The following is a 17,530-nucleotide window of genomic DNA, read 5'->3' as shown; positions in this document are numbered from 1 at the left end:
GGAAAGATTAAGTAAAATTGGTGCCCAAAAGTCGGTGCCTGTGCAGCAAACAATTCAAACAATGCACTAAAATTGAATAAGAAAATCTAAGAATCCAGTAGTATCAACAATTCAGCCGCCTCAAATTGTATCTTCATACACTGTATTGAATTGTCATAAATGTATCATGCACAGGCACCAACACAATTCAGACAATACACTACAATTGCATTCTAAAAACAGGAAGCCAACCATGTCACTCTTTGGTTAGCTTCCTGCAGTATTTATATACCTACTCATGAATAGTCATAATTACACCTTGCACAGGCACCAAAAATTCTTCAGAAGGCATCGCTTCATATATCTTCTCGATTTCCTGTTTGTACGATAAGCAATAAAGGTGGTACGCGTGATTCGTCGTTTCAAAAGGCTTTGGCAAAAACGTCCGTACAAGATCCGTACATAAGAACCGCGGCGGCGTTTTATTATCGTCAACGTAGTAGGGAAACGAGCTGTGACGGTAATCCTCCAATGATTTCACCATCCGGACGGACGTCTCAATCGGATTCCGATGGATGTAACTGCTAATATCCAGGATGGCTCTCGGTCCGTTGGCGAGTTTTGAATAATACCTCTTCTCATAAATGCGTCCGACATGATCATAGTTCTTGGCATAATAATCGCTGTATCTGCGGTTTATGCGGGCCATGACACTACTTAATTCCACCTCGGATTGTATCAGTAAATGATAATGATTGGACATGATGCAATAGGCAACCATGGAAAATGGATACTTTTCGTACGCATATTCAAAAGCCCGCATCAAATTCAATTTATCCTCTTCAGTTCGAAAGATCGCTTGCCGATTATTACCCCGCATTGTCACGTGGAAATATCCATACGGATTCCAATACCGTCTTCTCCTCGCCATGTCAATCACCCACCCGATGATCTCTGTCCACTCGGACATTTGCCTCAACAGCAACCTTGTGACCCTTCATACCTAGCAGCCCTACACTAATAATTACCGATGCGATTGCTCATCACCACTTTCATTTTTTCCAACCATATCGCTAGACGAATAGACTGACAACTGTCCGAATTCATCAGAAAACGAAAAAATGAATTTTTACTGCGAAAAAGCGGGGGAATCAAATTTAAAAACAGCAATATGCCGGCAAAATTATATTTTCATTTTTAGGTTTTTTTTTCAGTGCCTGTGCAGCAAACAATTCAGATTATGCATTACAATTGTATATTCAAAAGGTGTAATCTCAGCGTTTCAACTTTCCGCACTCATTTTAGTTTATTAATATTCTTTGTATTGAATAGTCATAAATGTCTCTTACACAGGCACCAACACAATTCTGACAATACACTACAATTGCATAATGAAAAAAAGGAAGTCAACTTTGTCGGGCATTGGTTGACTTCCTGTTGTATTAATATACTTTTACTTGAATTGTCATAAATGTGCGGTGCACAGGCACCCCGTCAAAAAGAATAAGATGGCATATCACTTATGCACAGGGAATTGGTAAAAATTGCAGATTGTTTAGATGGAATCTCTAAAGTGAGGGCAATACCTAGTATTCAAGGCCTGAATCCTTCTGCGCATTTTTGGATTTATTTCAAGTTTCGAAGAGAATTGCTATCTAACTGTCTACCGGTTTGTTATAGTCAGACTATTGTAGTTTATTAGTCTGCAATAAAAAGGGTAGAGGGGATGAGATGTTGAAACGGTTTTTAGTTGGATTCTTAGCGTTGTTCATGATGTTTGCGACGGCAGTGCCACTATCTGCACAAGCTGTCCAGTCGGCTGAAACGGTACAAGTTGCCGATACGGTCGAACTTGATGTCAGTCGGTCGGTATTGTCGCTGACGGAAATCCGAGATGTGACGATTGAGGCGGATTTTGGCCGACATATTGATTTGGATGGCCTTGAACTGCAATTCGGCGGGAAAGCGCTCGATGAATGGAAGCAATGGAATGCGGAAGCCAAATCGTATTCCGGGAAGCCGTTCATCCTCGTGAAAAAAGAGCCCCATTATGTAGACGGCACGACGAAAATCTCAGCAGAACTTGAATTCGGGTTGCCGTTCGGTACGGATGATCTATCGCCGCGCTCAATCCGGGTCATCTACAAGGAGTTGCTTGGGGATTATGAGCTTGCGTTAGTTGATTCGGAAAACGAAGTGAAAGCTGCAACAACGGTCGAATTGAATGTATATGACCAATTCCTTGAATGGGATGAAATCAAGCCTGAGATCGACCGGATTTTTATAGAGGCTAACGAATTGAATGATCGTTATTTGCATTATGAAAGCCCCGGGAAAAGTGTGGAAGGCAAAGATATGCACCTTGTCGTTCTAGCGAAAGATGAGAACGCGGTGAACAATTATTTGGAGAACACTTTGCCGGCTGCGCTTGAATCTCCTGAAGATTTATTAGCGAAGCTGAAAGACGGGACGATGGGTGATTACCAGATTCCGATTTGGTTCAATAATATCCACCCGGACGAAGTGGAAGGGATTGATTTCCAAACGGGATTGTTGAAGCAATTCGCATTGGAATCAGAGGTTTCATTCACGAAAACGAATGAGAACGGGGAAGACGAGGAAGTTGTTTTAAATGTGGACGAGGTGCTCGACCATCTGATTTTCATTTTCAACTTCTCGCATAACCCGGACGGCCGTGTCCACAACACGCGGGCGAACGCGAACGGATTCGATTTGAATCGGGATAATGCTTATCAGACGCAAGTTGAAACGATCCAGTTGAATCAAGTGATCGCAAAATGGACGCCGCTTGCGATGATGGAAGGTCACGGGTATGTGAAGGGGTTCCTGATCGAGCCTGCAACACCTCCGCATAATCCGAACTTCGAATATGATTTATTAATAGAAGGAATGATTCCGCAAGCACATGCGATGGGACAGGCAGGCATCGGCAGCTCGGGGTTGACGTCGTACTTCTTGGCGTCCGAAGAATATGAGGACGGCTGGGATGATATGGGCCCTTCCTATACTCCGATATTCTCAATGCTGCACGGCACGCTTGGCCATACTGTCGAAGTGCCGACGCTCAGCCAAGATGCTTATGATGCAATGGTTGGCGCAGGTTTCGGTATGATCAATTACGTGTTTGAGAATAAAGATGATTTGTATGCACGGCAGGTAGAAATCTTCAACAGGGGCGTCAAAGGGGAAGACAATCGCGCGGTGGACCCGCTATTAACGAATGCGGCGGGGGAATCAATCGGGCGTGTCCGCGGAGAGCATGAAAACTTCTTCCCTGATTATTATTTGCTCCCGACTGACTCGTTGAATCAGAAGAACGTGTCAGAAGTATACAATATGGTAGATTATTTGCTCCGCAATGGCGTAAAAGTCGAGCGCACGACTGAAACTGTCAAAATTGGACCGACGACGTACCCGAAAGGCGCCTATGTCGTCCCGATGAAGCAGGCGAAACGCGGCTTGGCAAACGCAATGCTTTATAAAGGTGACGACGTTTCTGATTGGAAGGCAATGTACGATCCGGTCGTTACAAACTTCCCGGCATTGAGAGGATTCGATATCGTCGACGTGAGGATGGGCGAGAAAGATGTGCTTGAAGGGCTGACCGAGCAAGTGACGGAAATGGCGGTGCCAGCCAGCAATTTGGATGAAAGAAAAGCGATGCAAGTATTGAAAAATGTCAATAACGATACGATCAGATTGGTGAATGAACTGTTGAAGGACGGCAAGCATGTAGGACTTGTCCAAGAAGAAAAATTCGGATTCAAAGTCGGCGATTTCGTCGTCAGGACGGTAGATATTGCTCCGTTAAAGGACAAGTACGTGTTCGAAGCTGCCGTATTGCCTGCCTACCAAGCAATTGATTTGAAATGGATCGCTGAACCGAAAGTGGCAAGCAACGGATCCAGCCAATTGATCTTTTCATTGAAAGAATTAGGATTCAACTTGATGGACGAGGAACAGGCTAATGTCGTTGTTTCCGATTCGAATCTGCCGAAGGAGCTTGCCGGTAAGACGTTTGTTGGAATCGGCAACAGCGTGTTGAAGGCGGTCCATGAGTCGGGCTTGCTGGAAGGATTTAAGTATAAAACGACTAGAAGCGGACACGAAGGGTTGATCAAGGCGGCGGTCAACGCGGAACATCCGTTAATGGCGGGTTATCGTCCAGATGAACTCCTCTATACAACGCGAGGTTCATGGATTACCGCAGTTCCTGAGGGAGCGGAAGTGTTGGCGACAGTGAAAGGCACTGATGATTTCTACGTCGCCGGTTGGTGGCCAGGCCATGAAGGAGCGAAGGGACAAACCCTTGCCTTCACACAGCAATTGGACGATGCAACCATCACACTTTTCGCAAACGATCTCGCATTCCGAGCCCATACGAAACATTACTACCGCATGCTGGCAAACAGCATTTTTGCATCAGCGGAAGAAGCCCCGGCACCTAAGCCCGGAGCGGGTAAAAAATGAAACTCGAATGGCCCTGTAGTCGATACTACAGGGCTTTTTTGGTGGGTTTGAAGTTTGTGGTGCCTGTGCAGCACACTATTCAGATTATGAACTACAATTGCATATTGAAAACTAGAAACCCACTACTACCAGTAGAGAACAGCTCCAAAAGTGAATTTTTATTCCTACGGTTGAATAGTCATAAATGTACTATGCACAGGCACCGACACAATTCAGACTATACACTACAATTGTATAATCAAAAAACAGGAAGTCGACCATGTCTATCTTCGGTTGAATTTTCACTGTATGAATATGATTAGGGATGAATAGTCACAAATGTGTCTTACACAGGCACCATACCTACTGGCACCATACCTAAGTTGAATGAAATGAAAACACCGCCCATCAATTGATAGGCGGTGTTGCTTTAGGTTATGGATTGTTCGTCCTGAACGATCTCTTCTTCACTGAGAGTTTCATGTATCTCTTCAATCTGATTTTCTTCAACGGGCACTTCTTCATCCACTTTGAATTTACTGATTTCCAATTTCAATTCATTTGCCAAGTTGTTCAATGTATCCGTCGTTGCGACCATTTCCTCCATTGATGCGAGTTGCTCTTCCATGGAAGCTGCGATGTTTTGCGTATGGTCGGAGGATACACCTAGTGACTGCACGGTATCGTGGGTGGATGCCAGAATCTGTTGGGATCCTGCGGAAATTTCCTGGACTGTAGCGGAAACGGACTGGACGTTATCCGAGATATTCGCGATTTTTGCCATAATACTGCCGAATGTTTTGCCGGCATCATTGACGATGGTCGTTTCGCGTTCAACATCTGAATATACTTGGGCCATCGCCTCGACAGATTGACGGGAACCGTTCTGCATTTCAGTGATAAGCCCGCGGATCTGCTTCGCCGAAGCGGCTGATTGCTCCGCCAAATTGCGCACTTCACTCGCTACAACACTGAAACCTTTGCCTGCATCTCCCGCGCGAGCCGCTTCGATGGCTGCGTTCAAGGCGAGAAGGTTGATCTGACCGGAAATATCGGTAATCATGCCGATGATCTTTTCAATTTCAGATGAACGGATATGCATCGTTTCCGTAATTTTCATTGATGCCTGCACGGACTGATTGATCGTATGGATGCCTTCAATTGAGTCGGTGATAAGCTGTCTGCCTTGCTCAGCCGCTTCTGAAACTTCCGACGTTTCTTCCGCCACTTTCGAAGTGGAGTCCGCGATGTCTTGAATTCCCGTTGTAATCTGTTCGAGTGCCGTCAAATTTTGATTTGCAGCTACGGAAAGCGATTCACTTGCAGTGGATACTTCCTGCGTCGCAACAGTCGACTGATTTACGACGTCACTCATCTGCTCCGCGCTGTACGCCAATTCACTGGACGAGTTAACAACATTGTCCGCCGCAACATTTACATGTTTAATCATGCCGCTCAGTTCATTTTTCATATGATTGAAGCTGTGAGCAAGCCGGCCGATTTCATCCTTACTATTCAATTGAACCGTTTGCGTCAAGTCGCCTTGCGCAATGACATCGGTGAAACGGACCAATTCCTGAAGCGGCTGCGTGATCTTTCTAGATATAATGGAAGGAATTGCGACACCAAGGATGCTGCCGAGTACAATAAGGGCAATGCTCACAATGATGATTGTCCTTTGCAGATCAGTGATTGACGAAGCATCCTGGCTCACAACGAGTACCGTATCCGACTCTGGAATCGGGTAATAAAGAGACTTATGAACCCCGCTGCCATCTTTGTAGACGCCGCTGAACAACGGCTCGGCCTTATCCAGTGCCCGGTTATGATCAGCATTGAATGACTGCTGCACTAAATAATCCGTGGAATCCGAGAAGGCTAGCAACATGTCCTGTCCATCCACTTTGCTATGTATCGAAATGTTCTCCACGCCGTTCTTCTTCTTCACGCCATTGATGATGTTCATAAGCTGGTTATGTGCATTCTTATCTTTCAAAGCGCGATTGACGAGACGCCCCGTCACTTTCTCCTTCACGTCATCCATCGCCGAGTTCAGCGATTTTTCGAACTCCGGCATGACATTCACTTCCACAATGCGCATCGACGTGAAATAAAACACAAAGCCGAACAGCATCGTTAGAAGATAAATAGGAATCAATGTCCCTAGAATAATTTTCTTCCGAACGCTTCCCTTTTGCCTAAACAAAGAACTTCCCCCTGACTGAATCCAAAGTAGTAAAAACAAAAAGAATATTACTATCTCATTATACCTACAAAAATATGAAAATACTATCACTAAATAGACTTTTGTGTCTGTTTGTCATTAGACTATTCGGAATAGTTTCGGTGCCTGTGTAGAAAACAATTCAGATAATGCACTACAATTGCATAAGAAAAAATGAAAAGCCAATCAAGTCAACAACTTGATTGGCGATTTCCGTGTTTTTATTCACTGATATGAATTGTCATAATTGCACCATGCACAGGCACCGACACAATTAGGCACCCGCTCAATTTCGGCTTACTTTTCTTCGTCGGTGTAGTCGCCGCGGAGCTGTCTTCTGTTTTTCTCCAGAAGTTGTTCGAAGTATGATGTGGGTTTGACGATCTCTTGTTCATGCTGGGGCTCGGCTACGTTGATTTCCGGGTTTTCTTCCGCATTCTTCTCCGTGTGATCATGCAATGACATTGCGTATCGGTCCATGTCGACTTCCACCGTAAGTCGCGTCTCTTTTTGCATAGCAACCGGTCTCGAAGTTCCCGCATGAATAGGGGACTCAAGCGTTTTAATCGGGCTTTCAACTTCCTGTGTAGCGGCGTTCTGCTGTTCGATAATGGTTTTCAACCTTGTAAACCATTCCTGGCGCTCTTTTACATGTGCTGCATAGCCAAGTGAGTCTTTTCGTAAAGGGGTGTAAGGAGCATAATAAAAACGAATGAGGTGTCTCGGGTTCGTATTGTCGTCAACGATGATTTCAAGATCCATTGAAGTAATTTTATCTATAGGTTGATTGGCTGGAGAGCCCGCAGCTGCCTCTTCCTCTTTCACTTTATTCACTAGGAAGTTGGCGAAATGCGTATCTCTTTGAAACGATGCAGTTTCATAATTATCTTCTTTGAGGTTCACTGCCAGTATATCGGAATAGTTATAGGTTTTAATTATGTAAGGCATATTCATATAGGCTTTTGTGACTTTTACATCTTTATACAAGTCCGGCATCCATAAATAGATCTTCTCCCGCTGCTCATCAAGTGCGATTTTAGATAATAAATCGTCAGAGGTGAAGGATTTATGTCTGTTGCTATTGAATTGGTCAGGTTGGAAGGTTTGAAGGAATTCCGTCTGTGTTTTTTTACGTTTATCTTCAACTTGCGATACGATTACGAGAACTAGTACGCCAGCCAAGAAACATAAGACCAATGCGCCGATGCCAAGCATGAAGGATCGGTTATAGAAGAAATACCCAAGCAAAATTAAGCCAAAAATTGGTGTACTACATCCTATACCAGTGAATAAATTTGTTATTTTAGATGGCATTAATATATCCCTCCTATAAACAACCATTGTATATGCTTACGGCCTATTATGAAATAGGTTTCATCTTTTACGGTTATTTTCCATTCAAATCGGGGTATAGCAAGATTTATTGAGGAAGAACAGGAGTGTCTAGATTGGAAAAAGCAAATGTTTTATTGGCAATATCATTAGTAGTAAATGTCCTGTTGATCGGAACGGGAAGTTATGTGGTGCACAAGATTGGTGGAATTGAGTTTGTAAAGACGAAAATGCAAAACACGCCTCCTGTGAAAAGGGATTCTGCATATTATTTTACAAAAAAGAGTGTTTTTGAGCAGTCCACTGCGAGTGATGTGGATAAGGTGTTCATCGGTGACAGCATTACCGATTACGGGGAGTTCCAGGAGTATTTCCCTGCCGAGGTTGTATTGAATCGGGGAATCCGGAATGACGTAGCGAAGGGTGTGTTGGACCGGATCGGGGAAGTCGTGGACCGGAATCCGAGAGAGGCGTATTTGATGATTGGGGTCAATGATATCCGTTATCGAACCGACATTAAGGACTTTGAAAAACGTGTCAATAAGATTGTCGACTCTTTTGAAGGGAAGGAAACCCAGCTTTTCATTCAATCAATCCTGCCGGTGAATAACGGCCTTTTCGGGAATGAAGTAACGAATGAAAAAGTAAAGCGGTTCAACGAAATTTTACAGCGGATTGCGGATGAAAACGGAATTGAGTATATCGACCTGCATCTGAGTTTTACTGATAAGAACGGGCAGCTGGATAAGAAGTTCACGGTTGATGGATTGCATTTGAATGGGAAAGGATATGAAGTTTGGGTGGACAGGCTCCGTTCAAGATGACGATTTGTATGAAAAAAGCTGAACCTCTTGTTAGGAGGTTCAGCTTTTTAAGTCGCTATTGGTGTTGACTTTTTCTTCGGTGAAAATCCGCCAAGCAGAAGTTTTCCATGCGGCAGCAATTTATTGATTAAAATTGAAACGATGATGGGAATGAAAACTCCAATGGCAGTGAATCCGATCAGGCCATACTTGAAATAATCATTCAAAATGATGTCTGCAAAAATATGCAAATACATGATCGACAGCGAGTGCTGCTCGATTTTCCGCAGCCAGCTGAGCGACAGCCGGGCCGTCATGAACTGGAAAGCGCCGATCAATAGAATTGTGAATGAAAGTGGTATGACCAGGTCCAATACGAAATGGTCGTACCGTAAAAATTTCATGCTGAGCCGATAGTCGATGACTTTGAAACTGTCGAGCAGGACCGCCGTGACACTGACGAGCAGTGCCGCAACCATTACGCGCTTCGAAATATCCATCCAGAAATCCTTCAAATAATATCCGATTGCAAAGTAGACGATTGCCATAAGCGCGACATCGATATTCCAAATCATCGGGATCGATTGTGCCGCCTCGGATGGTTTTCCGCCGATGACATGCATGGCGATGATGCTTTCGAGATGGGCGATGATATAGAAAACGCCGAGAATGATGAACTGCTTCGTCCGATTGAAATATTTCGTGAGTAGCAAGAAAAATATATAAGTGAAAAACAACGTCGTAACAAACCAGAAGACCCCGTACGCTCCGCGAATAAAGCGACCGCCGATGGCAAGCGTCCACAGATCATTGAGATACCATGAAAGATCCAGATTGCCCGAACTGATCTCCATCCCGTAACGGATCAGCGTAATGCTGACAAGGAAAAACAGATAGGGGACGATCAATTGCATAAAACGCTTGTGAATTGTCGGTTTCATAAGCCCTTTTTCGAGAACCGGCTTGAAAAACAACCCGCTTAAAATGAAAAACGCCGGCATGTGGAACCAGTAAATATATTTCGCGAGCGGAAAATCAAGCTCTCCAGGATAATGCCCGATGACAACGAGAATCATCAAAAACCCTTTCGTGACATCCACCCACGTTAACCTTTTCTTCTTCATAAACAAACACCTCTACCTAACTATGCTGCTAGTATATACCCCCTTATCCCCAATTCAACGCATTGTAACAACATTGATATGTAAATGTTAAATTCCTGGGAAAATACGGTGCCTGTGCAAGACACTATTCAGATTATGCACTACAATTGTATGAGGAAAAATGAAAATGCGGTGGAGTTAATAGAATTAATAAATTTATATGCATTTTTATTCATAGAATCGAATTGTCATAATTGCACCGTGCACAGGCACCGAAACAATTCTGACTATGCACTACAATTGCATAAAATAAAAGAAGAAGCCAACCACGTCAATCGTTGGTTGGCTTCTAGTTGCATTTATATAACTATTTTTGAATTGTCATAAATGTGTGGTGCACAGGCACCGGTAAAAAGGTAAAAGGCACCGATTTAGCACCGTCTTAATGTTTAAAGGTCGAGATGAGTTCTTGCAGTTCCTCTGCCATGTGGGAGAGGGTTTTGGCGGAGGCGGTGATTTCTTCCATGGAAGCGAGCTGCTCTTCAGTGGAGGCCGCTACTTCTTCGGAGGAAGAGGCATTGCTTTTCGCCATGTTTTCGAGCTCGTTCGCCGTCTCATTCACTTCCCGGATGGCGATTCGGACGGTATGCGCCGTTTCGGAAATGTCATCCATCTGCGGGGTGACCTCTTGAGTGCTCGCCAAGATCTGCTGGAACTTTTCAATTGCTCCGTTCGAGATGGCCATTCCTTCTTTGACGTCTTCTGTCACTTTCGCCATGATCTCAACTGAGCTTTCGGTATCCTGCTGGATGCCTTGGATGATGTTGAAAATCTCCGTGGCGGACTGCTGTGATTGTTCTGCAAGCTTCCGCACTTCATCGGCGACGACTGCGAATCCTTTGCCGTGTTCTCCCGCTCTAGCCGCTTCGATGGCAGCGTTCAGGGACAGCAGATTCGTCTGTTGTGCAATGCCGGTAATGACATTCAAGATCGTGCCAACTTCTTTCGACCGTTCGGATAAAGAGCTGATCATCTTGTTCGATTCGGATACAGAAGACTGGATGGACGACATTTGATTCACTGTATCAGTCACCGCTTTGCCGCCGACTTCGGCTTGCGTCATCGTATGGATGGCGAGCTCCGACACTTTAAGCGAACTTTCCGCGATATGTGCAATCCCTTCCGTCACTTGCTCGATCAGTTGGACGTTCTTCTCGATGCTGCTCATTTGGTTTTCCGCGTTGCCCGCCACTTCCTGAACGGCTTCAGCAACATGTTCCGTAGCGTACGTCGTCTGTTCTGCGCTTGCCGTCAATTGTTCGGATGAGGCTGCGACGAATTCCGTGTTTTTCTCGATCTTCCCGATCAGGTTCTTCAAGCTTTCCTGCATGTCAATGAATGCATGTCCCAATTGGCCGATTTCGTCTTTCGAACTGACAACGATTTCCGTGGTCAAATCTCCGCGGCTGATCGTGTTTGCTTTATTCCTCAAATCCTGAATTGGTCTAAGGACGGATCTTATGACGAAATAAACGATGAGGATTCCAATAAGCAGCGCGATGACTATGACAATCATCGTCGTCTTCAGAATCGGGGCTGCAGCATCTCCCACTTCGGATTCATAAAGCGATCCCCCAATTTTCCAACCGGATAGTTCATTCGTAATAAATGTCATGAACTTCCCTTGGCCCTGATAATCATACTTGAAAGAGCCGCTATCCTTCTCATAGAGCTTCTTATAGAAGGCCTCTTCCGCAACTGTACCTGCCTTACTTGTCGGATGCGAAATGAAATTCATATCCTCATCCATCAACATTGCGTATCCCTTTTCGCCGATCTTTACTTGGCTCGTGAGCTGATTGATCACATCCAGCCTAATATCGACGCTAACGACACCGGAATGATCCTTCGTCGTTTTGGAAATTGTGACAACCATGACGTCTTCAGCCGCATCTTCATAAGGCTTTGAAATCTGGAGTTCACCTTTATGCTCCATGGACTGCTTATACCAATCGCGCGTCCGTGGATCATACGATGAGGGGACGGTGGAACCTCCTCCTTCGAAAAATTGCCCTTTCTCCGTCCCGACATAGATACTCAATATTTCCGGATGCAAATCGGCGTAGTGAGCCAGTTTACTCCTAAGTTCTTGGCTCTCATTCCCATCATATTGACTTGACGTAATATTCCCGCTCAACATCTCGATATCGTGGATCTTCGGACTAAGCGTATTATCGATCGTCGTATTTAAAATGGCGATATTATCGGTCGCTTCTCCCATGATTTGACTTTCCACTGCAGTTTTCGCACTCGTATAGGATAAAAATCCGATGCTTACCGATGGAATGATCAAAATTAAAGCAAACGCCGAAATGAGTTTCTTTCGAATAGTACTAAACACAAACATTCATCCTCCCTAATTCTCTCTCACCATCTTTATTTCGGTTGAAATTGCATCATATTAATATCAAACTATAAGTATTTTTATAAATATATTAAGCATAGATAATAACAGTAATGATCGAGTGCCAATGAGCGGGTGCCTGTGCAAGGTGCATAATGAGCGGGTGCCTGTGCAAGGTGCATTTATGACAATTCAATCAACGGTATTTTTATACAGTGAGAGACCGCCACATTAGTGATTCGAGTGGACTCTCTATATTTTCTATTCAATTGTAGTGCATAGTCAGAATTGTGTCGGTGCCTGTGCAAGATGCAATTATGTTAATTCACCATCCTGACTAATAATACACAAAAAAGCCAATCTCCTCGCATTGAGATTGGCTTTCGCATTTTGCTTATGCAATTGTAGTGTATTGTCTGAATAGTTTGCTGCACAGGCACCGCCCTAACCGCCTTCAACGTACTATTAAGTCATACGAGGAGAGGCGCTTGTGCTTTAGTTGTGCGTAGTGGTACATCTCATCGAGGCCTTTGATTGGAAGCTCGCTTAGTAATTTACCTGTCGTTATGTCATATGTGTCGATTGAATGAGTGTCTGAAGATTCGTGGTAGCGGAAGAAGTGGAGCTTGCCGTCTCGGAAGTATATTTGTTCGGACATTTTCATTTGTCCTTGACTCGCTCCTTGAAGGCTAAAGGCAATATGGACTTCACCTGTTTCGGGGGTGAGGGTGTACACATCCCCGATACCATCCACATAGTAGAGGGTGCCGTCATGGATGGTGGCGGCGTTCCGAAGGTTATAGGGAAGGCGGATGATGTATTCTTTGATGTCCTTGTAAGTGGTTAGTGGAAACGTCACGATTTCCTTCGTCTTTTCATGGATGCGGTATACATCGCTTGTCAGCTTTTCCGTGTCGGCCATCAGAAGATAATAGTAGTCGCCTTCCTTCAAAATCGATGCCAATCCGATCCGTTCGCCAATCGGGCCGAGCGACACGATTTCTTCAGGCTGGACATCTTTTTGAAGGGGCATCTTTTGCAATGAAATGCCGTCATCGACACCGATCACCATCAGTAGGTTCCCGTCTGCTTTGCCGGACATTTGCAAATAATGGGGGATGTGGTTTGTATTGAATCCGTTCGCATTTCCAAACCGTATATTCGCCCGATAGCCGCCATCCTCCATGAAGCCAGAGTTATAGATGGCGTAAAAGAGATTGTCCTTTTCACTGTAAGCCATCAACTCACCGGTATGTTCTTCAGGCAGCATTGCGAATGTTTTAGTCCCATCTGAATCGGCCAGATAGATATGACCGCGGTCTGCTAAAAAGAAGGATTCCTTTGTTGCGAAGATTGTTCCAAGCTCAAGGCCTTTCATTTTCAACATCTTCGTATTTCCTGCCTGATCCACAAAAACTGTAAAGCTGAGACCATCCCGATTCATGTCCTGATTCGCAGTCGTCGAGAAATACAGAATTGCCGCAGTATCCTTCAGCAAATCAGGACTTGACAGGTCAGACCCCGATAGGAATTCTATCGAATGTTGGCGGCTGAAAGCATAATAGGCAGTGGTCATGACGACGACAAACAATACGGTGATGCCGGCGAATAACAACTTCTTTTTCATGTTCCGAAACCCCCTTAGCTGAATGAAGGAGCTGGTCTCTAACGAACAGCCCCTTTGTAAGAATCAAATGCGTCTCGGCATCATTAAATTTGACGGACGAATCTAGTCTGTTTTGCGTCACGGATATCTCGTGGATAGACGCCAAAGCCCTTATTTACATCCAAATCCAATCCGCCATACAATAAATAAGCTGACCAGATGAGTTTGGAGCAGTTTTTCGCGCCCATATGTCCTGTGTTTCGGTTGTTCATGAAGTTCAATGAGTACGGCTGTCCAATTTGGGTGTACGCCCAGTTTGCTGCATTTTGCTTGACCGTATTTGTTGTGGAAACGGATTTCACGACTGCCCCTTTTTCTACCATCTTGACGTTGGCAGAAATGCTGCGGACGCCAGTAGGGAAGACGGATTCCACAATTGTGTTGTTGGAATAGTATAATCCGACATGACCATGGTTTACGAAGGCGGTCGAGGCCGGTGTATAGAAGAAATCACCGCTTTCGCTCGGACCAATGATATAGTTTGCAGATCCCCCGCCTTGAACCTTTCCATTTTTGCCGAAATGCTCGGCCAACAGCTTGGCAATTGTAATGGACAACTGCTTTTGTTTATTCATTTCCTTGTCCATCTGACCGTTGATCTTGATTTCGCGGAATCTAGTAGATACGAAATCCTCGACGTAGACATTAGGCTGATTCATTACGATTTCAAACTTGTGTTGCTGGACTGCTGAAGCGCGGATAGGGAACTGAACACCGATAACGAGAATTCCTGCCAATGCAATTGCAATGAATCTTTTCACGTTACTCGCTCCTTTTGCGAAGGCAACTGGCCAGTTTCGCCTTCAATTTAGTATGTTGTCCAACATACTTACACTATAGCATGTATAATGTAATAGTTAAAATTTTGTGACAATAAGGGGTTTGCACTATATTCTAGTATTTTATTGAATGAAAATCCGGGAACCTTTTGTGAATATGCAAAGATGAACGCCGCTTGCTAGGTAAATAGGCGTTTGAAATAATGAAATGATAAAAAACTTAATAGAACAAATTGAGGAATGGATTTTCCCTATAGTGATGGAAGAATCATTTGCCTGTCCGCAAAACAAGTACAAAAGAATGAAAATTAACAATACATAAAATTCTTGTTGTATATAACAAATAAATTACGTACAATGGTGGAAAGAAGGAAAAGAGGTGACAACATGCACATCGGCAGTCGGATACGGAGGCTGCGGGAGAGCAGAGGCCTCTCTCAAAAGGAGGCGAGCTCAGGAATCATATCAACTTCCCACTATAGTAATATTGAAAGCGGCCGTTTTGAACCCTCGAGCGATGTCCTTGGACTGTTAGCTGATCGGCTCGATGTGCCAGTTAGCTATTTCCAAAAAATTCATGAAGATGATCCACTCCTCCAAACCTTATTGACACAATATGAGGAACTGCTAGCTTCAGATATAAAGGCAATCCCACAATTTATTGAGAAGCATCATAAGCGTTTTTCCTATATCTCCTCCATCCATCAGGAAATCATGTTTCATTTATTAAAATACACCGAACTGGTTAAAGTCGGACGTATCCCAGATGCACAAGCCCATTACTCCTCAGAAGTCGCCCACATTCCACAAGCTTTCTTTGAAAATGCCAGCAGATCGCTCCTTGAAAAATATACGTATACATCAGGTGTGTATTACTATTTCAAAAAGGACTATAAGGCGAGCATGACCCATTTTGAAGACGCCCTCCTCTTGACGATAGAGGAACCCCTTTCAGCTAAAATTAACTACAATATTTCCTTAGCCCTTTACAAGCTTTATGATTATGGCGCCGCCCACGTATATGCAAAGCGTGCAAAGGAGCAGTATTTGCATATGCATAATTGGGGGAGGTCCGGAGATTGCTATAATCTGATTGCAGCACTTTATCTCGCACAGCATAAGCCGACAGAAGCAAGACGATACATTGAAAAGGGATTCAGTGTTTTGGGAAGTCCCATGTCAGAGACTCATGGCCGGCTGTATCATAATCTGGCTACCGTTATGATGAAAGAAAACGACTATGCCCTTGCATTGAAAACGGTCAATCAATGTATAGATTTGAAAAAACTGTTGAAATGTACAACTCTCTTTGACTCGCAACTGCTGAAATTGAGGATTTTATTCCGCCTCGGTGATCTATTGGCATTGCGGGAAAATATTACTCGACTGCAAGTCTCCATCCAGAATGAGCTGGAGCAAGCGAATCTCGACTATTTTGAGGCGAAATTATACCACGCTCTTGGCGAGTATGATCTGTATGAACAGAAGATGAAGAATTGCATAGTCCACTTGCATGAAAATGAAGACTGGAATGCACTGAAGGACGCTGCCCGCCATCTATCCCTCCATTATGAAACGAATAAAAAATATAAAAACGCCTTCAAATTACAGGAACTTTGCATCGAAGCCTACAGGCGATTAACGATGGAGCTGAAGGGAGGTGAAGAAAAGTGAAGAAAAAAGTGCTGATGATGTGCCTCATTCTTGGGTTAGCGGTATTTTCTCCATCAATGAATCTTGCATACGCTAGCGATTACAGCACGCATGGACTTGGCTATGAGGATGTAGGCCCGCCACATGCCAGGGGGTAAATGAGATAGCAATTTCATACTTCTATCTGCACGTAACGATACGTGCTCTTTTTTTTGTCTGCATAATCTACAAATCAGTCGTAATGAATGGATCATCGTAATACAGTTACTATAGAAGGCCAATACCTTGATTGGCTGCCGTAGTCTCGGATGATGAACTGACAATAAAAACAGGAGGAGAAAATTTGATATGTACGAATTGCGGAAATGAGCAGGCGAACGGACGGTTTTGCGGAAGTTGCGGCATAAGAATGGCCGAGGCGGCGGACGGCTTTCAAAATGGACAGACGGTCGTCGAGGCGACTGTTATCAATGCTGAATCAAACGTACACCTTGAAAACGTCAGTAACCTGACAAAGGAGTACTGGTCCTATTTCGTACAGCACCTGAAACACCCATCGATCAGCCTGACAAAACAGGACGATGAGTTCAGGAACAGCTTCATTTCACTGCTTCTTTATGCCATTATAGTAGGTCTCTCAGTTTTCACGACACTTAAAGAAGCTACGCTTGAAACAGTTGGCAGTCCTTCCTTTTCATCAGTTTTCCTCAATGTAGCGGGGTTTGTTGCAGTTTGCATCGTAATTATATCGTTCGGTCTCTTCATCATTGGGAAAAATTTTGGACCCGCCTACCCATTCAAGCAAATCGTGGTGCTATACGGTGCACACTCCTTGCCGGCACTCGTCATCGGAATCGTATCCCTATTTTTGTTGGCAATGAACTCCTACTGGTACGGACTATTTCTACTCGCTGTCAGTTTGCTTTATATCCTAATGCTCTCACCGGGGTATGTGATCAGCGTCCTCCTATCCAGAAAGCCAAAAGGAATCGACCCGCTCCACGGATACGCAGCATACACAGTCCTCGTCATCATCCTATTCGGACTCCTATTCAAACTCCTAAGCGACTCCACCGTCCTCTCATACCTGCCAGGACTAACAGGAATGCTATAAATT

The 17,530-nt window shown here is 44.3% G+C and carries 12 protein-coding genes; 5 read left to right on the top strand and 7 right to left on the bottom strand.

Going from position 1 to position 17,530, the window contains the following annotated elements; genetic code table 11:
• Positions 1–271: 271 nt before the first annotated feature.
• Positions 272–964 (bottom strand): transposase, encoded by a 693-nt coding sequence (locus M3193_RS07610; RefSeq protein ID WP_251625732.1) that lies wholly within the window; start codon positions 962–964, stop codon positions 272–274.
• Positions 965–1,713: 749 nt separating this feature from the next.
• Between M3193_RS07610 and M3193_RS07605 the strand changes: the two genes are divergently transcribed.
• Positions 1,714–4,470, top strand: a complete 2,757-nt coding sequence (locus tag M3193_RS07605; protein WP_251625730.1) for a M14 family metallopeptidase — start codon at positions 1,714–1,716, stop codon at positions 4,468–4,470.
• A gap of 409 nt (positions 4,471–4,879) precedes the next feature.
• On the opposite strand, the gene M3193_RS07600 is transcribed toward M3193_RS07605, so the two are convergent.
• Positions 4,880–6,655 (bottom strand): methyl-accepting chemotaxis protein, encoded by a 1,776-nt coding sequence (locus M3193_RS07600; RefSeq protein WP_251625728.1) that lies wholly within the window; start codon positions 6,653–6,655, stop codon positions 4,880–4,882.
• Positions 6,656–6,970: 315 nt separating this feature from the next.
• Positions 6,971–7,987, bottom strand: a complete 1,017-nt coding sequence (locus M3193_RS07595; RefSeq protein ID WP_251625727.1) for a hypothetical protein — start codon at positions 7,985–7,987, stop codon at positions 6,971–6,973.
• A gap of 134 nt (positions 7,988–8,121) precedes the next feature.
• Between M3193_RS07595 and M3193_RS07590 the strand changes: the two genes are divergently transcribed.
• Positions 8,122–8,829, top strand: coding sequence for a GDSL-type esterase/lipase family protein (locus M3193_RS07590; protein ID WP_251625724.1), 708 nt, complete (start codon positions 8,122–8,124; stop codon positions 8,827–8,829).
• Positions 8,830–8,876: 47 nt separating this feature from the next.
• Here the strand turns inward: M3193_RS07590 and M3193_RS07585 are convergent, their stop codons facing one another.
• The 4 genes from M3193_RS07585 to M3193_RS07570 all read right to left on the bottom strand — a co-directional run bounded on the left by M3193_RS07585 (position 8,877) and on the right by M3193_RS07570 (position 14,742).
• A complete protein-coding gene (locus M3193_RS07585) occupies positions 8,877–9,932 on the bottom strand; it encodes an acyltransferase family protein (protein WP_251625721.1) in 1,056 nt (351 codons plus the stop codon).
• A 421-nt stretch (positions 9,933–10,353) separates the two neighbouring features.
• Positions 10,354–12,318 carry a methyl-accepting chemotaxis protein gene (locus M3193_RS07580; RefSeq protein WP_251625718.1) on the bottom strand — a complete coding sequence of 655 codons (1,965 nt, stop codon included), beginning with the start codon at positions 12,316–12,318 and terminating at the stop codon, positions 10,354–10,356.
• Between the two features lie 451 nt (positions 12,319–12,769).
• Entirely contained in the window at positions 12,770–13,942 is a 1,173-nt protein-coding gene (locus M3193_RS07575; protein WP_251625715.1) for a hypothetical protein, read from the bottom strand.
• Between the two features lie 83 nt (positions 13,943–14,025).
• Positions 14,026–14,742, bottom strand: a complete 717-nt coding sequence (locus M3193_RS07570; RefSeq protein ID WP_251625712.1) for a YiiX/YebB-like N1pC/P60 family cysteine hydrolase — start codon at positions 14,740–14,742, stop codon at positions 14,026–14,028.
• A 405-nt stretch (positions 14,743–15,147) separates the two neighbouring features.
• Here M3193_RS07570 and M3193_RS07565 point away from each other — a divergent pair, with 405 nt between their 5' ends.
• From M3193_RS07565 to M3193_RS07555, 3 genes are all read left to right on the top strand, one after another.
• Complete coding sequence (locus tag M3193_RS07565) at positions 15,148–16,434, top strand: helix-turn-helix domain-containing protein (RefSeq protein ID WP_251625709.1); 1,287 nt, start codon at positions 15,148–15,150, stop codon at positions 16,432–16,434.
• Positions 16,431–16,571: a hypothetical protein gene (locus M3193_RS07560; protein WP_251625706.1), complete on the top strand. Its 141-nt coding sequence runs from the start codon at positions 16,431–16,433 to the stop codon at positions 16,569–16,571. Before M3193_RS07565 ends, M3193_RS07560 begins: the two co-directional genes overlap by 4 nt.
• Before the next feature lie 185 nt (positions 16,572–16,756).
• The gene (locus tag M3193_RS07555) at positions 16,757–17,527 is read left to right on the top strand and encodes a hypothetical protein (protein WP_251625703.1); all 771 of its coding nucleotides are present in this window, start codon (positions 16,757–16,759) and stop codon (positions 17,525–17,527) included.
• The last annotated feature ends 3 nt before the right edge of the window (positions 17,528–17,530 follow it).

Origin of the sequence: Sporosarcina luteola (assembly GCF_023715585.1) — a bacterium.
GTDB lineage: Bacteria > Bacillota > Bacilli > Bacillales_A > Planococcaceae > Sporosarcina > Sporosarcina luteola_D.
Note: the sequence above shows the minus strand (reverse complement) of the source record. Positions and strands in the feature narration are given on the sequence as shown.

What these genes read in the sequence shown, in the direction of transcription:
- M3193_RS07585 (WP_251625721.1), bottom strand. Translation starts at nt 9,932, where the DNA reads ATGAAGAAGAAAAGGTTAACGTGGGTGGATGTCACGAAAGGGTTTTTG.
- M3193_RS07565 (WP_251625709.1), top strand. Translation starts at nt 15,148, where the DNA reads ATGCACATCGGCAGTCGGATACGGAGGCTGCGGGAGAGCAGAGGCCTC.
- M3193_RS07595 (WP_251625727.1), bottom strand. Translation starts at nt 7,987, where the DNA reads ATGCCATCTAAAATAACAAATTTATTCACTGGTATAGGATGTAGTACA.
- M3193_RS07575 (WP_251625715.1), bottom strand. Translation starts at nt 13,942, where the DNA reads ATGAAAAAGAAGTTGTTATTCGCCGGCATCACCGTATTGTTTGTCGTC.
- M3193_RS07580 (WP_251625718.1), bottom strand. Translation starts at nt 12,318, where the DNA reads ATGTTTGTGTTTAGTACTATTCGAAAGAAACTCATTTCGGCGTTTGCT.